This is a genomic window from Actinoallomurus sp. NBC_01490 (genome assembly GCF_036227085.1).
Classification (GTDB): domain Bacteria; phylum Actinomycetota; class Actinomycetes; order Streptosporangiales; family Streptosporangiaceae; genus Actinoallomurus; species Actinoallomurus oryzae.
Map to the genome: position 1 here is coordinate 1590617 of NZ_CP109433.1, position 15810 is coordinate 1606426.

The 15810-nt window shown below is 69.2% G+C and carries 16 protein-coding genes; 5 read left to right on the forward strand and 11 right to left on the reverse strand.

What is annotated here, in order from left to right; translation table 11 throughout:
- Positions 1-65: 65 nt before the first annotated feature.
- Positions 66-1664 carry an MGH1-like glycoside hydrolase domain-containing protein gene (locus OG417_RS08065; protein WP_329251969.1) on the reverse strand — a complete coding sequence of 533 codons (1599 nt, stop codon included), beginning with the start codon at positions 1662-1664 and terminating at the stop codon, positions 66-68.
- Between the two features lie 429 nt (positions 1665-2093).
- Between OG417_RS08065 and OG417_RS08070 the strand changes: the two genes are divergently transcribed.
- Positions 2094-2402: a helix-turn-helix transcriptional regulator gene (locus OG417_RS08070; RefSeq protein ID WP_329262186.1), complete on the forward strand. Its 309-nt coding sequence runs from the start codon at positions 2094-2096 to the stop codon at positions 2400-2402.
- A gap of 133 nt (positions 2403-2535) precedes the next feature.
- On the opposite strand, the gene OG417_RS08075 is transcribed toward OG417_RS08070, so the two are convergent.
- The 3 genes from OG417_RS08075 to OG417_RS08085 form a co-directional block, all read right to left on the reverse strand.
- On the reverse strand, positions 2536-2868 hold the full coding sequence (locus OG417_RS08075; protein WP_329251971.1) for a hypothetical protein: 333 nt from the start codon (positions 2866-2868) through the stop codon (positions 2536-2538).
- 185 nt (positions 2869-3053) lie between these two features.
- Complete coding sequence (locus OG417_RS08080; protein ID WP_329262189.1) at positions 3054-3935, reverse strand: fructosamine kinase family protein; 882 nt, start codon at positions 3933-3935, stop codon at positions 3054-3056.
- Between the two features lie 296 nt (positions 3936-4231).
- Positions 4232-5044: a MerR family transcriptional regulator gene (locus tag OG417_RS08085; protein WP_329251974.1), complete on the reverse strand. Its 813-nt coding sequence runs from the start codon at positions 5042-5044 to the stop codon at positions 4232-4234.
- 91 nt (positions 5045-5135) lie between these two features.
- Between OG417_RS08085 and OG417_RS08090 the strand changes: the two genes are divergently transcribed.
- The gene (locus OG417_RS08090) at positions 5136-5492 is read left to right on the forward strand and encodes a nuclear transport factor 2 family protein (protein ID WP_329251977.1); all 357 of its coding nucleotides are present in this window, start codon (positions 5136-5138) and stop codon (positions 5490-5492) included.
- Positions 5493-6101: 609 nt separating this feature from the next.
- Here OG417_RS08090 and OG417_RS08095 read toward each other — a convergent pair.
- From OG417_RS08095 to OG417_RS08110, 4 genes are all read right to left on the reverse strand, one after another.
- Positions 6102-8714, reverse strand: a complete 2613-nt coding sequence (locus OG417_RS08095) for a hypothetical protein (RefSeq protein WP_329251979.1) — start codon at positions 8712-8714, stop codon at positions 6102-6104.
- 348 nt (positions 8715-9062) lie between these two features.
- Complete coding sequence (locus OG417_RS08100) at positions 9063-9194, reverse strand: hypothetical protein (protein ID WP_329251982.1); 132 nt, start codon at positions 9192-9194, stop codon at positions 9063-9065.
- A 213-nt stretch (positions 9195-9407) separates the two neighbouring features.
- The gene (locus tag OG417_RS08105; RefSeq protein ID WP_329251985.1) at positions 9408-10226 is read right to left on the reverse strand and encodes a MerR family transcriptional regulator; all 819 of its coding nucleotides are present in this window, start codon (positions 10224-10226) and stop codon (positions 9408-9410) included.
- Between the two features lie 86 nt (positions 10227-10312).
- Positions 10313-11278 (reverse strand): NAD-dependent epimerase/dehydratase family protein, encoded by a 966-nt coding sequence (locus tag OG417_RS08110; RefSeq protein WP_329251989.1) that lies wholly within the window; start codon positions 11276-11278, stop codon positions 10313-10315.
- A gap of 70 nt (positions 11279-11348) precedes the next feature.
- Here OG417_RS08110 and OG417_RS08115 point away from each other — a divergent pair, with 70 nt between their 5' ends.
- Positions 11349-11810, forward strand: coding sequence for a MarR family winged helix-turn-helix transcriptional regulator (locus tag OG417_RS08115; RefSeq protein ID WP_329251991.1), 462 nt, complete (start codon positions 11349-11351; stop codon positions 11808-11810).
- A gap of 75 nt (positions 11811-11885) precedes the next feature.
- The gene (locus tag OG417_RS08120; RefSeq protein WP_329251994.1) at positions 11886-12263 is read left to right on the forward strand and encodes a hypothetical protein; all 378 of its coding nucleotides are present in this window, start codon (positions 11886-11888) and stop codon (positions 12261-12263) included.
- A 51-nt stretch (positions 12264-12314) separates the two neighbouring features.
- On the opposite strand, the gene OG417_RS08125 is transcribed toward OG417_RS08120, so the two are convergent.
- Both OG417_RS08125 and OG417_RS08130 read right to left on the reverse strand, forming a co-directional pair.
- A complete protein-coding gene (locus OG417_RS08125) occupies positions 12315-13034 on the reverse strand; it encodes a class I SAM-dependent DNA methyltransferase (protein WP_329251997.1) in 720 nt (239 codons plus the stop codon).
- Positions 13035-13119: 85 nt separating this feature from the next.
- Complete coding sequence (locus OG417_RS08130; protein ID WP_329252000.1) at positions 13120-13512, reverse strand: hypothetical protein; 393 nt, start codon at positions 13510-13512, stop codon at positions 13120-13122.
- 183 nt (positions 13513-13695) lie between these two features.
- Between OG417_RS08130 and OG417_RS08135 the strand changes: the two genes are divergently transcribed.
- Positions 13696-14652 (forward strand): macro domain-containing protein, encoded by a 957-nt coding sequence (locus OG417_RS08135; protein ID WP_329252003.1) that lies wholly within the window; start codon positions 13696-13698, stop codon positions 14650-14652.
- Between the two features lie 28 nt (positions 14653-14680).
- On the opposite strand, the gene OG417_RS08140 is transcribed toward OG417_RS08135, so the two are convergent.
- Complete coding sequence (locus OG417_RS08140; protein ID WP_329252006.1) at positions 14681-15709, reverse strand: medium chain dehydrogenase/reductase family protein; 1029 nt, start codon at positions 15707-15709, stop codon at positions 14681-14683.
- Positions 15710-15810: the final 101 nt, after the last annotated feature.

Genomic DNA, 15810 nt, shown 5'->3' on the forward strand with positions numbered 1-15810 from the left:
AGAGGCATTCTCCGACAGTACGCCTTGGTCTGCCGCGGTCTGCTCGGGTACGCGTTGACGGAGCCTCAGGTCTCCAGCACGATGTGCACGGTGTGATGGCCGGTTACGGCTGCGGGGATCACCGGTCGGCTCGAGCGGCCGTCGACGGTGCACGAGCGTACCCGGTTGCCGGCGCCGGTCAGGGTGATGTCGAGCGTCGCGTCACGATAGGGCACGCCGTACAGACCGACGTCGCCCCAGGCCGGAGGCAGGGTCGGGGAGATGCTCACCTGGTTCGGCGTGAACGTCAGGCCGAACAGGCCGGAGTAGATCATCCGCAGGTATCCGGAGGCCGACCAGGCCTGGTCGGGCTGGGACGTCCACCGCGAGTCGTTCCCCGTCTGCCAGCCGCCGTCCACCGCCCCGGTCAGCGAGTTGTACAGCTCGTAGAAGTTGTCGTCGCTGTCACCGACGAGGCTTGCCAGGCCGGTGATCGCGCGCTCGAACAGGTCGGTCCGTCCGCCGGCGGCCGCGGCGTGCCCGAACATGCTGTGCACCATCGGCCACACCATGACGTTGTGCCGTCCGGGCCGGTCGTCGCTGAACCTCGGGAAGTGCGGCCAGACGTTGACGATGCCCCGTGGCTGCCAATGTGCGTTGTTCAGCAGCAGCCTGGTCCGCCGCGCGTCGGCGACGCCGCACAGCACCGCGAAGGCGAGGCCGGCGCCTTCCTGGGACGGGTCGAGTTCGCCGGCGTGGGTATCGCCGCCATGGATGAGATAACCGTAGCTGCCGGGATTCTCCCGCCAGAGGTGACGGTTGATCGCCTGCCGCAGCGCCCGCGCGTCGCTCCGGTACCCGCCGGCCTCGCCGGACCGGCCCACCTGGTCGGCCATTCCCGCCAACGCGGTGAGCGCGCCGTGGTAGAGGCAGTTCGTGGACAGACACATCAGTTCGTCCGCGTGCGGGTAGTCGAGCACGAACGACGAGCCGATGCCGTCCGCCCAGGGCGGGCTGGGGTATCCGGCGATACCGTCGTTCATGAACGACGGTCCGGTGAACAGCCCGAATTCGGTGTTGAAGTTCCGTGCCTTGCGGGCCGCCAGCGTGTTCGCCGACGCCTGGTAGGCATTCGCGAGAAAGTGCCGGTCGCCGGTGATCGCGTAGTGGTTCCAGGCGGCGACCACCCAGATGACCTGGTCCCACCACTGGTTGTCCTGCTGGACGATGAGACCGTCGTGCTCCTGGCGGTCGATCACCGCCCAGAGCGTGTTGGCCCCCACCATCGGGCCCAGCAGGCTGGCCGCGTTCCAGGCGTTGACGGCGGCGTCGCGCGTCCACCTCTGCGGCGACGGATAGCCGCCTCCCGCGCGTACGAACGCCCCCGGGGGATAGTCGACGAGTCCGGCGCGGTCGTAGACCGCCGGGGTCGCGTAGACGGTGTTGATGCCGATCAGCCCCGTCAGCGCCGCTTCGTAGAGCCTGCCCAGGGAGTTCTGCCGGCCGACGTCCCTGAAGGACAGCGAGGGCATGCTGAACTCCACCCTGCGTGCCCGGGTGGTCGGGGGTGCTTCGGCTGCGGCGGCGCGGCTCTGGGGGACCAGCACGGTGGCCGCTGCGAGCGTTCCGTTCGCGGACAGGAACGCGCGTCGGGAAGTTCCTTGGCTTTGATCGGAATGCGACATGCGCGGATGGTATGACAACGTTGTCAGGTCAGATAGCCCTGAAATAGGGATGATTTGGCCGATTGTGGAAGTTTCCAGAGCAAAGCACTCGCGTGGCCCGGGGCTGCCCCAGTGCGGGTTAGCCGTACATTCGACGATCACTAGCGCGTTTCCACCGTCCTGGACCGCTCGGCGCGCAAGGTGGAGACGATTCAGGGACGGCTCTGTGCCCAGGCAAGGGCCACCGCGGGGGGCGTTCGTCTCGCGAGCTAGGCGTTGAGGGCGTCGATCACGACGTAGTCGGCCTCGCTCGGGTGCCGGCCAACGGCGTGCGGGTGGTGTCGACCTGATCGGTGGCGGCGCTGGAATACTTGCCCGACAGGAACCCGCTCTTCAGCGATCGGCCTGGTCGGCAGCCGCCTGACCGTCGTCGCCCGCGCGATCGAGTGGATCAAGACTCATTATGACCGGGTGATTCGCATCGACGACCTCGCCGACCACGTCGGTCTCAGCGTCTCCTCGCTCAACCGGCACTTCCGCGCGGTGACCGCCATGAGTCCGCTGCAGTACCAAGAACAGCTTCGACTCCAAAAAGCTCGCATCCAACTCATCGCGGCGCCGCACGACGTGGCCGCGGTCGGCTACGTCGTCGGTTACGACAGTCCATCGCAGTTCAGCCGTGAGTACCGGCGCATGTTCGGCGCTCCACCAGGGCAGGACGCAGCACGCTTGCAGGGCATGGCGACCGTCCAGGAATAGACGCGATGCACGGTGGCGGCCCAGGCACGGCTCTTCGACCGGTTTATCTGATCTTCGTAGGAGCGCTTGCGAAGCGGACGGCGTGATGTCGGTCCTTGCCGGTGGCAGACATCTCCAGGACCCATCCGCCTACCTATGGTGTTTCCCGCAGCGGCCAGACCTCGACAACACCGTGTGCGACGGCGCAGGGGGTCATGGACACGAGCTGGACGGCCTCCTCCAGCGTTGCCGCTTCAATGATCATGAACCCGGCGACTGGAAGAGCCGACGACATGAACGATCCGCTCTCCACGCTCACGCCGGCACCGTCATGGTTTCGTACCTGTACGGGCGAACCGGCGATCCCCATATCGGCTCCTGCCGCACGCAAGCGAGCGTCATGCGCGTGCGCCTGGTCGCGGACCGTCGCGTCGGTTCGGTCGTAACCTTCCTGGTCGCCGTACCCGATGGTCAGGAATTTCGCCATCGCAGGTCCTCCTTTGGTTCGTCCGGACCGCTCGTCAGTACTGACTTCCCTCGCGTCCTCGATTCATCGGTGCGTCCGGCACTACGGACACCAGGGGCAGCCACCGGGGTCCGCTCTCGGCGCGAACCCATGGCCTATCCGGCGAATGCCGTGAGGCAATTCGCGATCAACCGTCGGACCTCTGGTCAGGTTCGCGTCCGAAACGGGGCCAGGGTGGCGCGGACCTGGTCGGCCGCGCCCCAGTCGTCGTCGAACTGGGCCAGCACGGCGAGGTGCTGTCGCAGCTGGACAATCGGCATGCGGGCCCGCCAGTCGTCATCAAGGGAGGTCAGCTCCGCATAGATCTCGAAAAACCGTTGTGCCTCGGGCGGGGGCGAGGTGGACCACACGTGGGCGAGGTCGACCTCGGCCCACATGTAGGACACGGCCGGGTCGATCAGCGCGGGCCGGCCGTCCGGGGTGGCCAGGAGGTTCTGTGCCCATAGATCGCCGTGCGTCAGGCACGCCGGCCGGTCCGGCAGCAGGTCGGGCAGCCGGTGACACAGCCGCTCCAGCGCCGCCCGGTCTTCGGCGTCGAGTGCCGCCTCGACGCGGGGCTCTCCGAGCCACCGAAGCAGCCGATGCTGTGTGAAGAACGCAAAGCCGTCGTCATTCCAAGTGTTGATCTGCCGGCGGCGGCCCAGCCAGTTGTCGCGGTGCCATCCGAAGCGAGGGTGGGTCGTGCTCATGTGCAGCCGGGCGAGCGCGTGGGCGAACTGCTCCCAGAAGGTCTCGCTGCGCGGCCTCGGCCGCAGGACCGACAACACGAGCATTTCTCGGTCCGCCAGGATCACCTCGGGCGTCGCCACACCGCCGAGCTCGCGCAAGGCGGCCAGCCCTTCGGCCTCCGCGACGAAGACGTCGTCGCCGGGCGCTTCGACGAAGGCCTTCACGAACACCGACGGCGCGTGCCGGCGGGTGGCCACGCCCGCGAGCGCCGCGACCCCACCCGTCGCCGGCTCCACTGTGACGACATCGCGCATCCGGGCCCGAAGCAGGCACTCGAGCAGGGATGTCGCCGAGCGCATCACGAAGGGCTCCTTTTGTCTGGCGCGCTTGTTCGCCAGATCTTATGTAAGGAGAGTCGACCACCTTCCGAGCACCGCGCACGTGTACGGCGATGACCTGGGCGCGGAGCCGGGTGAACTTGAGTGAGGACCCTGCCCGTACCGTGTCCTCCGTGTCGACCTACTGAGCAACGGAAGGTCGACGAGCCGCACCAGGCCAGGCTTCCGAAAGGGGATTCAAGCCGGGTGCGGTGCCGTCACCGGTCCTCCTGCCTGAACGGCCCATCGGCGGAGCCCTTGGGAGGGCGGCTTGCGGCTCAGCCCGGTGAGACGCGGAAGATCGGCCAGCCGACCTCAGTACGCCATGAGCCCGGGTCCGGGTCGTCGCGCGGCCCCACAAGGTACGTCTCGTGTACCGGGCCGTCGACGACGAGGGCGTGGTCGGTGACGTAGGCACCGAGCCGTCCGTATGTCACGTCGATGTCGTCATGCGGCCCAGGATGCACGGTGACGGCGAGTTCGACGGCCGGCAGGATGACCGGCCGCACGCGGCCGACGGCGGGCGGCTCCGTGACCGGACGATAGATCAATACGTCACCGCGGCCGTCGGTGAACAGCTCGCCTGCGTATCTGCCCCCGGGCGGTCCGGTCACCCGCCGTCCGGCGAGCGCGGCGTCGAGTTCGGCCATGGCCGAGTCGTACCACTCCAGGACCCGCGCCTTGTCGACCGTCTCTCCGACCGCCGCCACCGTCATCGGCGGCACCGACCGCAGTTCGACGTCGAGCCGTCCCGGCTCCGGACGCAGCAGTCGCCGAAGCGACGTCACGGCCATCCTGGTGCGGTCCAGTTCGGATTCCAGCCGGCTCAGATGCGCGGCGACCAGGGACGCGCGGGTGTCCGGATCCGTCGCGTCCATCACCCTGCGAACCTCGCGCAACGGCATGTCCAGCTCGCGTAGCCGGTAGATGACCTGCGCGGCGGGAATCTGCTCGCTGGTGTAGTAGCGGTATCCGCTGTCGGGATCGACGACGGCCGGTTCGAGCAGGCCCCGATCGTGGTATCGGCGCAGCGTACGGACACTCAGACGAGTGATCTGCGCGAACTCGCCGATGGTGAGACCCGATCGCATGACAACACTGTGCACCCTCTCCCCGGGAGAGGGTCGACCCGGCCCCGGCCGGACTTGACCCTCTCCCGGGGAGAGGCCGCACGGTGGCCTCATGACAGACGACACCCAGGCCATCGGCCTGATTGAGCTTCCGCGAACGATCACCGATTACCTCACGGCACACCGCGACCGTGACGCGGACACGGCCATCACCCACTTCACCGACGAGGCGACGGTGATCGACGATGGGCGGACCTACCGCGGACTCGCCGAAATCCACAGCTGGCTGGACCGATCATCCGGCGAGTACACGTACACCATCGAGCTCGTCGGGGCTGAGAAGATCGATGACGAGCACTACACCGCCATCAACCATCTCGAAGGCGACTTCCCCGGTGGTGTCATCGACCTGCACTTCCGGTTCACTCTGCGCGACGGGCGCATCGCCGATCTGGTCATCGAGGCGTAACGGCATGTCCCTTGAGCGCATCGGCGTCGAGCACCCCGGCCGGTTTCTGCTCGGTATCGGTATCGGCCATCCAGCACGAAGTTCCACTCGCCGTACGACACGATGATGTCCTACCTGGACGAACTAGACGCCGCCGTCCCCGGGCCACGACCCGATGCCCGGCCACCGCCAACTGGCGAAGGCCCAACAGCGGGTCCCGAGGGTGATGTGGGTTTGCTGGGAGGTGAGCGCCGGGTGAACGTCGTCGCCGAAGCGGCCGAAGGTTCACGCCCGCCATCGGTCTTGCGGCTCACTTTGATCAGCTTGAGGTGGAAGCCGATCTCGCCACCGGCCGGCTTCGCGGACGGCCACTTGTCTGCCGCGAAGCTTGAAATGCCGCCTCCTCTTGGAAGGTAGCGTCTCAGCCATTCTCGGTCTGCGCCCAGCCCGTGTGCGGAGCCGTTCCGTGAACATGTCCCAGACGCCGGCAGCGTAAGCCGCCCTTCCCGTTCAATCGGTGAGCAGACGCGGCGCCCGCTCATGATTCGGCGCGTCGGTTCGACCGCGGCATGACGACGGCTCCGCCCCCCCGGTGCTGCGGGGGGCGGAGCCGTCACTGTCGAGCGGTGGTCAGGGCGTGGGCGTCGACCAGATACCGCGTCCGTGGGTGGCGATGTAGAGCGTGCCGCCGTCCGGGCTCGGGCTGAGGTAGACGGCCGCTGACGTGGGCAGGTTCGCCGAGGAGGTGATGTCCGCCGGGCCGAGTCGCTTCCAGTGGCCCAGGCCGTCGGCCTTGACGTCGTCGACGAACACGCCGAGGTCGGTGGCGACCGTCAGAGAGCCGTCTCGGGCGATGAACAGCCGGTTGGCGGGAGCGTCGGGGAACGAGTCGGCGGCCGTGTCGCTGCCGCTGACGTCGGTCCAGGTCTTGCCGCCGTCGGTCGTGCGCCATATGTGGCCGTAGCCGGCGCCCGGGCCTTCGTTCCAGTGCCGGGAGAAACCCGAGAGGGTGACGTAGACGGTCGCTCCCGTCGAGTCGGACGGGTCGATCGTCAGGCCCTGGATGTAGCGGTTCGGGAAGTCGCCCGGCAGGCTCAGCTGATGCCAGTCGCCGCCGTAGTCGGTGGCGATGCCGCGGCCGAAGGAACTGCCGGCGTCGCAGGAACCGCACCAGGCGGCCCAGGTCACACGCTTCTGGCTGGCGATGGCCGTGATCGAGCGGCCGGCACCCGTGTCGTACAGCTTCTGCCAGTCGGCGCCCGACGTGCTCGCCCAGGTCTTGGTGTTGGCCCAGACGTACTCGCCGCCGGCCACCCAGTAGCCCGTGTCGGCCGAGTCGGCCGCGAACGGGGCGATGAACCGTGGGGTGGGGTCACTGGGGGCGATGTTGACGATCGCCGACGGCGTACCGTCGTCGTTCGCCGTGTAGCCGCAGTTGTTGGTCAGCTGCAGCGTCAGGTCGGTGTACTCGCCGACGGTCTGGCAGCCGTTCTTCGGGTTGACCAGCTGGTCGCCGCCGTCGCCGCCGAACGGCTCGGTCATCTCGCCGTTCGGGTTGAGTTTCTCGGTGACCGGGGTGGTCGTTCCCGGGTAGGTGTAGGTGTACGTCGAGCCGGTGGGGCTCGCCATCGCCACACCGTTGTCCTGCAGGCCGCCCCAGACGGCGTCCCCGCCGCTGGGCAGGGAACCGGCCCCGACCGAGTAGTACTGCAGCGTACGCAGGGTGCCGCTCGCGTTCAGGTTGCGCCAGCCCGGCGTCTTCTGGGCGGTGGGCCTGGCGTACGCGCCGCCGTCATTGCCGACGTACACCTCGGGCGTCTTGCCGCTCCAGTCGCTGAACGCCAGCGCGTGCTGGTCGGAGTGCATGACGTTGCCGTCACAGGTGTTCTGCGCCGGCGTGTAGCTGAAGCACGACATCCCGAAGTTCCAGTACCGGCCGACCGCCTGCCAGGTCGCGCCGCCGTCCCAGGTCTCATAGACCTCTTCCAGCCCCAGGTAGAGGTGGTTCGGGTTGGACGGGTCGACGCCGAGCGACTGGTCGTACCAGGCCTGGACGCCCGGCTGGTAACCCGGGCCGATCTCGGTGCGCTTCATCGCCGAGCCGCTGTTGGCCAGGACGCTGGAGGTCGCGATCTGGTTGTACGGGCCCGCGATGTCGCCGTTCGGCGACACGTAGACCCCGGCCAGCGCGGTGCTCGCACCCTTGTTGAGCAGGGTGGGCGACTCCATGACGACGTACAGCTTGCTGCCGTCGCCGGCGTACGCGAACGTCGCGTTGCCGATCTCCTTGGGGTTGATCGCGCCGGTCGGGTTCGCGAGCTTCCACGTGAGGCCGGCGTCGTTCGAGTAGTAGAAGCCGTTGTACGGCGCGCCGCTGCGCCAGGCCACGTTCGCGACCAGCGACCTGCCGCCGCTGCCCGGCTGCACGACGAGGTCGTTGGCGATGTCGGCGTAGAACTCGGTGGTGCCGCAGGAGACCCCGGTGATCCCGACGCCGGCGCACGGTGCGAGCACCTTCTGCCAGGCGCTCGTCTGGCCGGCGTTCAGCGCGCGCCGGAAGACGCCGCGGGACGTCACCGCGAAGACATAGCCCGCCTCCGCGTCCAGGCGCAGCTCGTGAATGGACGAACTCTGCAGCTCGTCGCCACCCACCTGGTCGGCCTCGGTGAACGTCCCCCTCGACGGGTCGGCGAGCCGGTACACACCCGAGCCGACGTAGTTCTCGTACGCCGTCGTGGCCTCACCGGTGCCGAGCCAGAGCGACCCGTCCGGCATGACCGCCAGCGAGCCGACGGACAGGGCCGGGAGATGGTCCGCGATGGGCGTCCAGGTCTTGCCGTCGTCGCTGGAGCGGAAGACGCCGCCGTCGGCGCCGCCCACGTAGACCACGCCGGGATGGCCGGGGTCGACCGCCATCGCCGCGACGCGGCCCGACGAGTGGCCGGCGCCGCCACCGGAGTTGGAGGCGCTGCGGTCCCTGAAGTGCAGGGCGTCGGAGTTGAACGGCTGGGTGGTGACCTCCTTGTAGGACGCCGAGCGCACCGGCATGCCCTTGATGTGCTGCCAGGCCGCGCCATAGGCACCGGGTTGGACGGTGCCGTTCGGCGACAGGCGAGGCTCGCCGTACGACTCCAGGGCCTCCATGAGCTCGGCCGACTCGTCGCCGGCCTCCTTGACGTGGGAGGAACCCGGGGACGGCTCGGCGCCGACCGGGGGACTCGACCACAGGAGTGCCGCAGCCATGCCCGCCAGCGAAATGAATACGGCACTGTTACGCCGCGTGGTCAGAAAACGCATCTGACCTCCATACCGATCCAAGTGGGGGTGAACCCAAGAAGTGGGGCAGCGGCACGCTACCTATTTCTCCGTTCCCTGCCAAGAGAAAATGCAGGTCGTCATTCCGGCCTGCGCGGTATACGGGGTGAACGCGCGGTAGATCGGCTGATCAGGGCATGGTGAGTGGCCGGTTTACGCCACTCGTTGTTTCCGGGTAACATTTTTCTGGCTCGTGGCGGTGTAAAAGTGGGGGATTTCTATGTGTTTTCATGGTCGAGATATTCGTTCGTCCGGTGGCTTCTAAATAGATGTCGCTCACCCGAGGTTCGAGCTCGGGTCGAGGCCGGTCAGGTCGGCGGTGGCGGCCCACAGGCGCGCCGCGAGTGCGGGGTCGGCCAGGTGGCCCCGGACGGGTTCGAGGGTGGGCAGGCCGCGGATCCCGAACACCCGCGGACCCCAGAGCCCCCTGGTCGGTGAAGGATCTGCCGTACCCGGTCGTACAGGTACCGTCGGCGGATTCCACGCTCGGGTCGGGGTTCGGCGGGTCGAGCGTTATGCGATGGTTCGGTACTGCGCCGCCGCCGTGGCCATTCGACGATGTGCAGGCGTCGTCCGGCCACGGTCGGCGGTGTGAGGCGCACCGCGGACGGGCCCCCTGAACTATGCGGGACGTGTGATGGTCTCCTGGAGTTCGGTCACCCAGGTCTCGGGGTCGCCGTCGCCGTACTTGAGGTAGACCTCGCGCGCGAGGCCGGTGCTGCGGTAGCCGTTCTCCTCGATCCATCGGCCGAGCTGCTGGAACGTCGCGTCCACGTTGTCCATCGACCCGTGGTGGATGACCGTCGCCGCCTGTTCGAGCGCGGGTAGGTCGACGATGTCGAAGTCGTAGGGCTTGCCCTTCTCGGCGTTCACCGGGGCTCCGGCGTGCACCCGTACGCCCTCGGGGACCTGTTCGTAGTACGCGATCGCCGGGCCGGTGATCGCGAGTCCGGCCTCGTGGAGCCGTTTGGAAAGTTCCGCGTACAGGGGCTGGATGACCGGGCTGATCTTGTCGGACTCGTAGCTTTCCGCGACATCGCTCAACTCGGCGACGCGGACTGCGGGGACACTCTTGATCACGACATCTGCCGGCATGGCACCCTCCGTTTCGATCGCTCGGAGTCTCGCCTCGACCCGGGTCAGCCGTGCCGTTTCGTCGGCCACCTGAGCCTCCAGCTCCGCGCGGCGAAGCCGCAGCATGCCGTACAGCTCCTCCGGGCCCACCTTCTCGTCGAGGATCCGTCCCACCTGCTGGAGGCTGAGGCCGAGGTCCTTGAGCGCGATCAGCCGGTTGAGCCGGGTCAGCTGTGCCGCCTCGTAGTAGCGGTAGCCGGTGGCCTGGTCGACGCGGGCGGGCCGGAGCAGCCCGAGCGTGTCGTAATGCCGCAACATGCGTACGGACACCCGGCCGATACGTGCGAAATCTCCGATGCTGAACATGGCGTCTCCCGGTCTATGGCCTCACACGGTGTCAGGGTCAATCTCACGACGCGAGTGCCGAGATGCGCGGTCGCCGGGAGAGGCGCTCAGTACTGGTGGCCCGCGCGCAGCCATGCGATGTAGTCGGCGGCGGCGCGTTCGGTGTCGTATTCGGGCTTGTAGCCGGTGTCCTGGTGGAGCCGGGTGATGTCGAGGTGGTTCTGCTCGGTGGTCCCTCCGGTGGGGAGCTCGATCCGGGCGTCCGGGACGACCTGCTTGATCGCGGCGATGACCTCCGCGTTGGTCGTCGCGCGGCCGGACGCGACGTTGTACGTGCGGTGGTTGAGCCGGTCCGTCAGCTGGAGGAGTGCGATGGCCCGCGCGGTGTCCTTCACGTAGCACAGGTCGATCGAGTCTTCCAGGTGCGCGGGCTGGACGAGCGCGGACAGGTCGGGCCTGGTTCCGCGGACGGCGGCATGGACGAACGCGGGGGCGGGGAAGAACGGATCGGCGTGGCCCCGCGGGCCCCATGTGCCCGAGATGCGGTAGTTGACGACATCGATGCCGGTGGCGCCGGCCAGGTGGTCGTTGAGCATCTCGCCGATCTTCTTGAAGGTCGGGATCAGGTGGGGCGCGGTCATCCGCACCGGCATGTCCTCCCTGAGCGGACCCTCGCCGGCCCCGAGCGGGCCGGTGCCCGCGATGCCGGCGTAGACGCCGATCGTGCTGGCGACGCCCACTCGGCCCACACCCCAGTCCTGGGCGGCCTGGACGATGTTGAACAGGCCGCCCACGGCCTTTCGTGCCTGCTCAACGGGCTGCTCGGAGCTGGGGGGCCAGGGCATGGAGCCCGCGAGGTGCACGATGCCGGTGATCTCGTGACGCTCCCCGACGCGCAGCAGTGCGCCCGGATCGGTGATGTCGGCCTGCTCGACCGCGACCTGCTCGTCGGCGAGGTCGGCCGGTACCTCGGCGGGCCGGCGCTGGACCAGCACGCAGCCCTGGCCCAGGTCGAGCAGTGCCCGCACGGTGTGGGAGCCGATGAAACCCAGACCTCCGGTGACCAGGATCATTGTCCCGCCCTTCTGTCGTTCTCCTGATTGTCAGTACTACTGACGATCAGGTTAGCGATAGATTGGGGGCATGTCGAGCACCGATGGCGACGGCCCGGGTCCCGAGCTGAGCAGGAACCTGGTCTACCTGCTCAAACATGCGCAGCTCCGGATGGCCGAGCTGGGCACGAACGCGTTGACGCCGTACGGCATCGACGGGCGCGAAATGGGGGTGTTGCTCGCCCTCGCCGACCGTGAGCCGGCCTCTCAGCAGCAGGCGGCGCAGCGGCTCGGCATCGACCGCACGACGATGGTCGCGCTGCTGGACGCACTCGAACGCAAAGGCTTGGTGGCACGTCGCCCGCACGCGGAAGACCGGCGCCGCAACGTCGTCGAACTGACCGACGCCGGAAAGGAGACCCTCCGGTCGGCCATCAAGGCGAACGATGACGCCGAACGCGAATTCCTCGCGCCGCTCGGCGCGCAGGCCGCCGAACGGCTGCGGAAGTCACTGCAGGCGATCGTGCTCCGTCCGGACGGCCGGCGCACCTGAGGATCGAGTGGAGACTCCGAACGCGAGCCGCGCTATGTTCGCAGTCATCGCGGAAGCCTCGAGCGGGGAGCGCTCATGACGGCACTCGGTGACAACGTGCACATCTTCGCCCGGCCCCACCGTCGCGAGGCCTTGGTTCGGTGCTTCGAGACCGTGCTCGGATGTACGGTGCGGACCGTCGAGTTCCCCGGGATCGCCGAGCCGATGCTCGTGGTCAGGTTCCCCGACGGTGGCGCGCTGAGCATCGAGTTCCTCGACGACGCGCCCGACGACGACCGGCCCCGGCTGGGGGCGTGGCTCGAGCTGCGGGCCGACGACCCGGCGGCGCTGATGCGCGCCGCGATGGACGCGGGCCTCCGCGAGGTCGAGCACCCCGGCCACCCGTACTACTTCATGGCCCCAGGCGGCCAGGTGTTCACGATCGCCCCGAGGTCGGGAGGGACCGCCTCATGAGCACGCAGCTCGTACGAGGCCGGTCATGACGGCGACCGCCGGACGGTCCGGTCAAGGGGCGCCGGCCTTCCGTGCGAGGACGAGCCGGCACCGTGGGCCGCCGTCCTGACGTTGGCCGAGAGCCGTCAGGGGGACCGTCGTCACGGTGAATCCGGACGCCGTCAGGTCGTCGCGGAGCGCCGGCAGCCCGCAGGTGCGGTAGTACATGACGAACGGCGGACGCCACACGGCGTTGCGAACCCGCATGGCCAGGTCGAACCCGAGCAGCGCCCAGTACCCGGCCGAGGTGACGGGCTGCGGTCCGCTGATGGGGAAGGCGAAGAGCCCGCCGGGCCGCAGCGCGCGGTGCACCCCGGCGAACAGCGCCGGGCGTTCGGCGGGCAGGAAGTGCCCGAGCGCTCCGAAGCTGACCGCCAGGTCGAAGGCCTCGGCGAAGGGCAGGGCCCGGACGTCGGCGCGTACCCACTCGGCGTCCGGATGCGTCCGGCGCGCCTGCGCGAGCATGCCGGCGCTGAAGTCGACGCCCGTGACGCCTTCCCCGCACAGGGGCCGGAGGGCCCGCATGCCCGCACCGGTGCCGCAGCACACGTCCAGTCCCCGGCCGAACGGCCCGAGCGGGCGCAGCGCCTCGGCGGTCGCGTCGAGAATGCCGTCGGGCGTACGGAAAGGCGTGTGGTCGAACTTCGGAGCCAGCAGGTCATAGCCGCGCTCGACCGAGGACAGCGCCTGCATCGCCAGCTCACGCAGAGACGGGCCTTGAGGCGAGAACACGAGCCAAGAGTACTTCCCGACGCCGGACCGGCCCTCGGCCGGGAAAACACCTACCGCCGCCTGCGAAGACCCGGCCGAGCGGGCGTCAACCATGGCAGGGAGCGCCGACCGGCACGTGGACGGTGGCCGTCTCCCGCCCCGCCCGAACCCGCAAGGGCACGCAGGCGGCCTGGTCGAGGGAGAACCCGCCGGGGAAGACCAGCCACCGCCCCGTAGCGGCGGGCGGCGCCGGGCAGGCGGGGATGTGCAGAACGGTGGTCCACGCGGGTGCGTGGTTGCCCCAGGCGATGGAGAGGCGGGCGGCCCAGCTCGCCGGTACGGTCAGGCTTCCCTCCCGCCCCGCATGGACGAGAAGCCCGGTCTTGGCGAAGAGGCGATGGGGCCCGGCTCCCTCCGCCCTCGCGGCCTGCACCGTCGACGTGGTGTCCAGGCCCACGATGTCGAGAACGCCACGCTGCGGCCCGGTCGGCGACGGCACCGTGTCGATCGGATCGGAGCAGTCGAGATCGACCTGCCCCGGTGACGTGGCCGCACCGTCCGACGGGACCGGCGTACGTCCACGGGGCGATGCCGCGGGGTCCCCCGTGCACGCGGCCCCTAAGCACAGGACGGTCATCACGGCGACTCGAGAGACGGCGCGCATGCCCTCATTATCGGAGTCATGGCAGAGATAGAGGTGGTCCTTGGCGACATCACGCGCGAACAGACCGACGCCGTCGTCACCGCGGCGAACGCGTCGCTGATGGGCGGCGGCGGGGTGGACGGCGCGATTCATCGCGCGGCCGGTCCGCGCCTGGCCGAAGCGGGAGCGGCGATCGGTCCCTGCGCTCCGGGCGACGCGATGGCGACACCGGCGTTCGGCCTTTATCCGCCGGTCAGGTACGTGATCCACACGGTCGGGCCGGTCTGGGCGGGCGGCGGCCGGGGCGAGGCCGGTGTCCTGGCCTCCTGCTACCGCCGCTGCCTCCGGGCCGCCGACGAACTGGGCGTGCGCAGCATCGCGTTCCCCGCCATCGCGACCGGTGCGTACGGGTTCCCGGCCGAAGAGGCGGCTCGGATCGCGGTCACCACCCTCGCCTCCACCTCGACCGCCGTGCGGCGGGTCAGGCTCGTCGCCTTCGACGCGGCGACCCGCGACCTCCTGACCGCCGAACTCGCCCGGGTGTCCCCATCCGATCCCGACGACACCATGCTGCTGGCACAGCTGGACACCAGCGCCGAGCGGGTCGACGCCTGGCACCGGCTGGTGGCCGTCGCGGGCGAGTTCGCGGCCCTGCCGCACGCCGAAGACGACTGTCGCTGGGTGCGGGCGGAGAAACGGCCGGACGGCGTCATCAGGATGGGCTATCCGGTCTACGGCGAACGCGTCGACCGCGCCTGCGACGCGCTGGTCGGAGTAGGCGCGGTCACCCCGGCCTACCACTGGATGCAGCGACGCCCGCCCACCGTGCCCGCCGATGGCGTGTTGTCCCCGGCCGATGCCGTCCGCCTCGCCACGGCAACGGTACGAGGCGAGCGTTTCGGCGAGGGGACCATCGGCGACGCGGTGGAGCGGGGCACTCTGCAGGCCATTCTGACCTCGCTGTCCACCTGGTACGGGAGCCGGCCTGAACGGTGAGGGCCGTCCGTGAGTTCGCGGCTCGTGGTCAGGGGGTGAGGATGACCTTGCCGGTGACGGTCTTGGACTCGGCCAGGCGCAGGGCGTCGGCGGCGTCCGCGAGGGAGAACCGGGCCGCGATCTGCGCGGTGATGTGCCCCTCGGCCATCGCCTGCAGGACCTGCGTGAGGTCGTGCCGCAGCCGGGTGCGGAACCGCTGCTTGGCCAGACCGCGGCCGGCCCAGATGTTGTAGAAGTAGGCGTGCCGCCCGTTGGGCAGCGCGTTCCAGGCCCAGACCCGGCCCAGGATCTTGAGCACCGGGAGCTGTTTGGAGCCGGTGTCGTCGAGGGTGGCGGCGCTTCCGTAGGCGACCAGGGTGCCGCCCGGGGCGAGCAGCCGCCATGAGTCGAGCACGCTGGGGACGCCGAGGTGGTCGAAGACCGCGTCGACGCCGCCGGAGGCGATCTCGCGTACGGCGGCGGGCACGTCGGTGCGGTAGTCGATCGGGATGACGCCGAGGTCGCGCAGCCGGTCGTGGTTGCGCGGGGAGGCGGTGCCGATCACCCGGATCCCGGCGAGGCGGGCCAGCTGCACGAGGGTGGAGCCGACGCCGCCGTTGGCGCCGTGCACCAGGATCGTCCGGCCGGCCTTGACGCGGGCCTTGCGGTGCAGCATCTGCCACGCGGTGATGCCGTTCACCACGACGGTCTCCGCCTCGGCCGGGTCCAGGCCGTCGGGCACCGGCATCACGTCGGCGGCGTCGACGACCACGTGGCTGGCCCAGCCGCCCACCTTGGTCAGCGCCGCGACGCGCCGCCCGAGGACCGTGGAGTCCGCGCCGGGCCCGACGGCCTCCACGATCCCGACCAGGTCGTAGCCGGGTACGAACGGAAACGGCGGCTGGTCGTAGTACCGGCCCCGGCGCATCTGCTGCTCGGCGAAGGACACGCCTGTCGCCTCCATGCGGATCACCACCTGGCCGGCGCCGGGCACCGGGATCGGTGACGTGCGCAGTCGCAGGCCGTCGGGGGACACCACGCCCGGGAGCACGATCTCGGTGCGCTGTTCCGTGCCCATGTCCATCACTCTCCAGTCCGTTACTGCTTCTCGTATTAGTTATAGGCTCTAACGAGAGTATTATGTGCTCACTGAAGTGAAGTCAAGCGAGGGATACGGAC

Bases quoted from the DNA above. Each gene is read 5' to 3' on its own strand.
- OG417_RS08065 (WP_329251969.1), bottom strand. From the start codon at position 1,664: ATGTCGCATTCCGATCAAAGCCAAGGAACTTCCCGACGCGCGTTCCTG.
- OG417_RS08075 (WP_329251971.1), bottom strand. From the start codon at position 2,868: ATGGCGAAATTCCTGACCATCGGGTACGGCGACCAGGAAGGTTACGAC.
- OG417_RS08080 (WP_329262189.1), bottom strand. From the start codon at position 3,935: ATGCGCTCGGCGACATCCCTGCTCGAGTGCCTGCTTCGGGCCCGGATG.
- OG417_RS08085 (WP_329251974.1), bottom strand. From the start codon at position 5,044: ATGCGATCGGGTCTCACCATCGGCGAGTTCGCGCAGATCACTCGTCTG.
- OG417_RS08090 (WP_329251977.1), top strand. From the start codon at position 5,136: ATGACAGACGACACCCAGGCCATCGGCCTGATTGAGCTTCCGCGAACG.
- OG417_RS08095 (WP_329251979.1), bottom strand. From the start codon at position 8,714: ATGGCTGCGGCACTCCTGTGGTCGAGTCCCCCGGTCGGCGCCGAGCCG.
- OG417_RS08105 (WP_329251985.1), bottom strand. From the start codon at position 10,226: ATGTTCAGCATCGGAGATTTCGCACGTATCGGCCGGGTGTCCGTACGC.
- OG417_RS08110 (WP_329251989.1), bottom strand. From the start codon at position 11,278: ATGATCCTGGTCACCGGAGGTCTGGGTTTCATCGGCTCCCACACCGTG.
- OG417_RS08115 (WP_329251991.1), top strand. From the start codon at position 11,349: ATGTCGAGCACCGATGGCGACGGCCCGGGTCCCGAGCTGAGCAGGAAC.
- OG417_RS08120 (WP_329251994.1), top strand. From the start codon at position 11,886: ATGACGGCACTCGGTGACAACGTGCACATCTTCGCCCGGCCCCACCGT.
- OG417_RS08135 (WP_329252003.1), top strand. From the start codon at position 13,696: ATGGCAGAGATAGAGGTGGTCCTTGGCGACATCACGCGCGAACAGACC.
- OG417_RS08140 (WP_329252006.1), bottom strand. From the start codon at position 15,709: ATGGGCACGGAACAGCGCACCGAGATCGTGCTCCCGGGCGTGGTGTCC.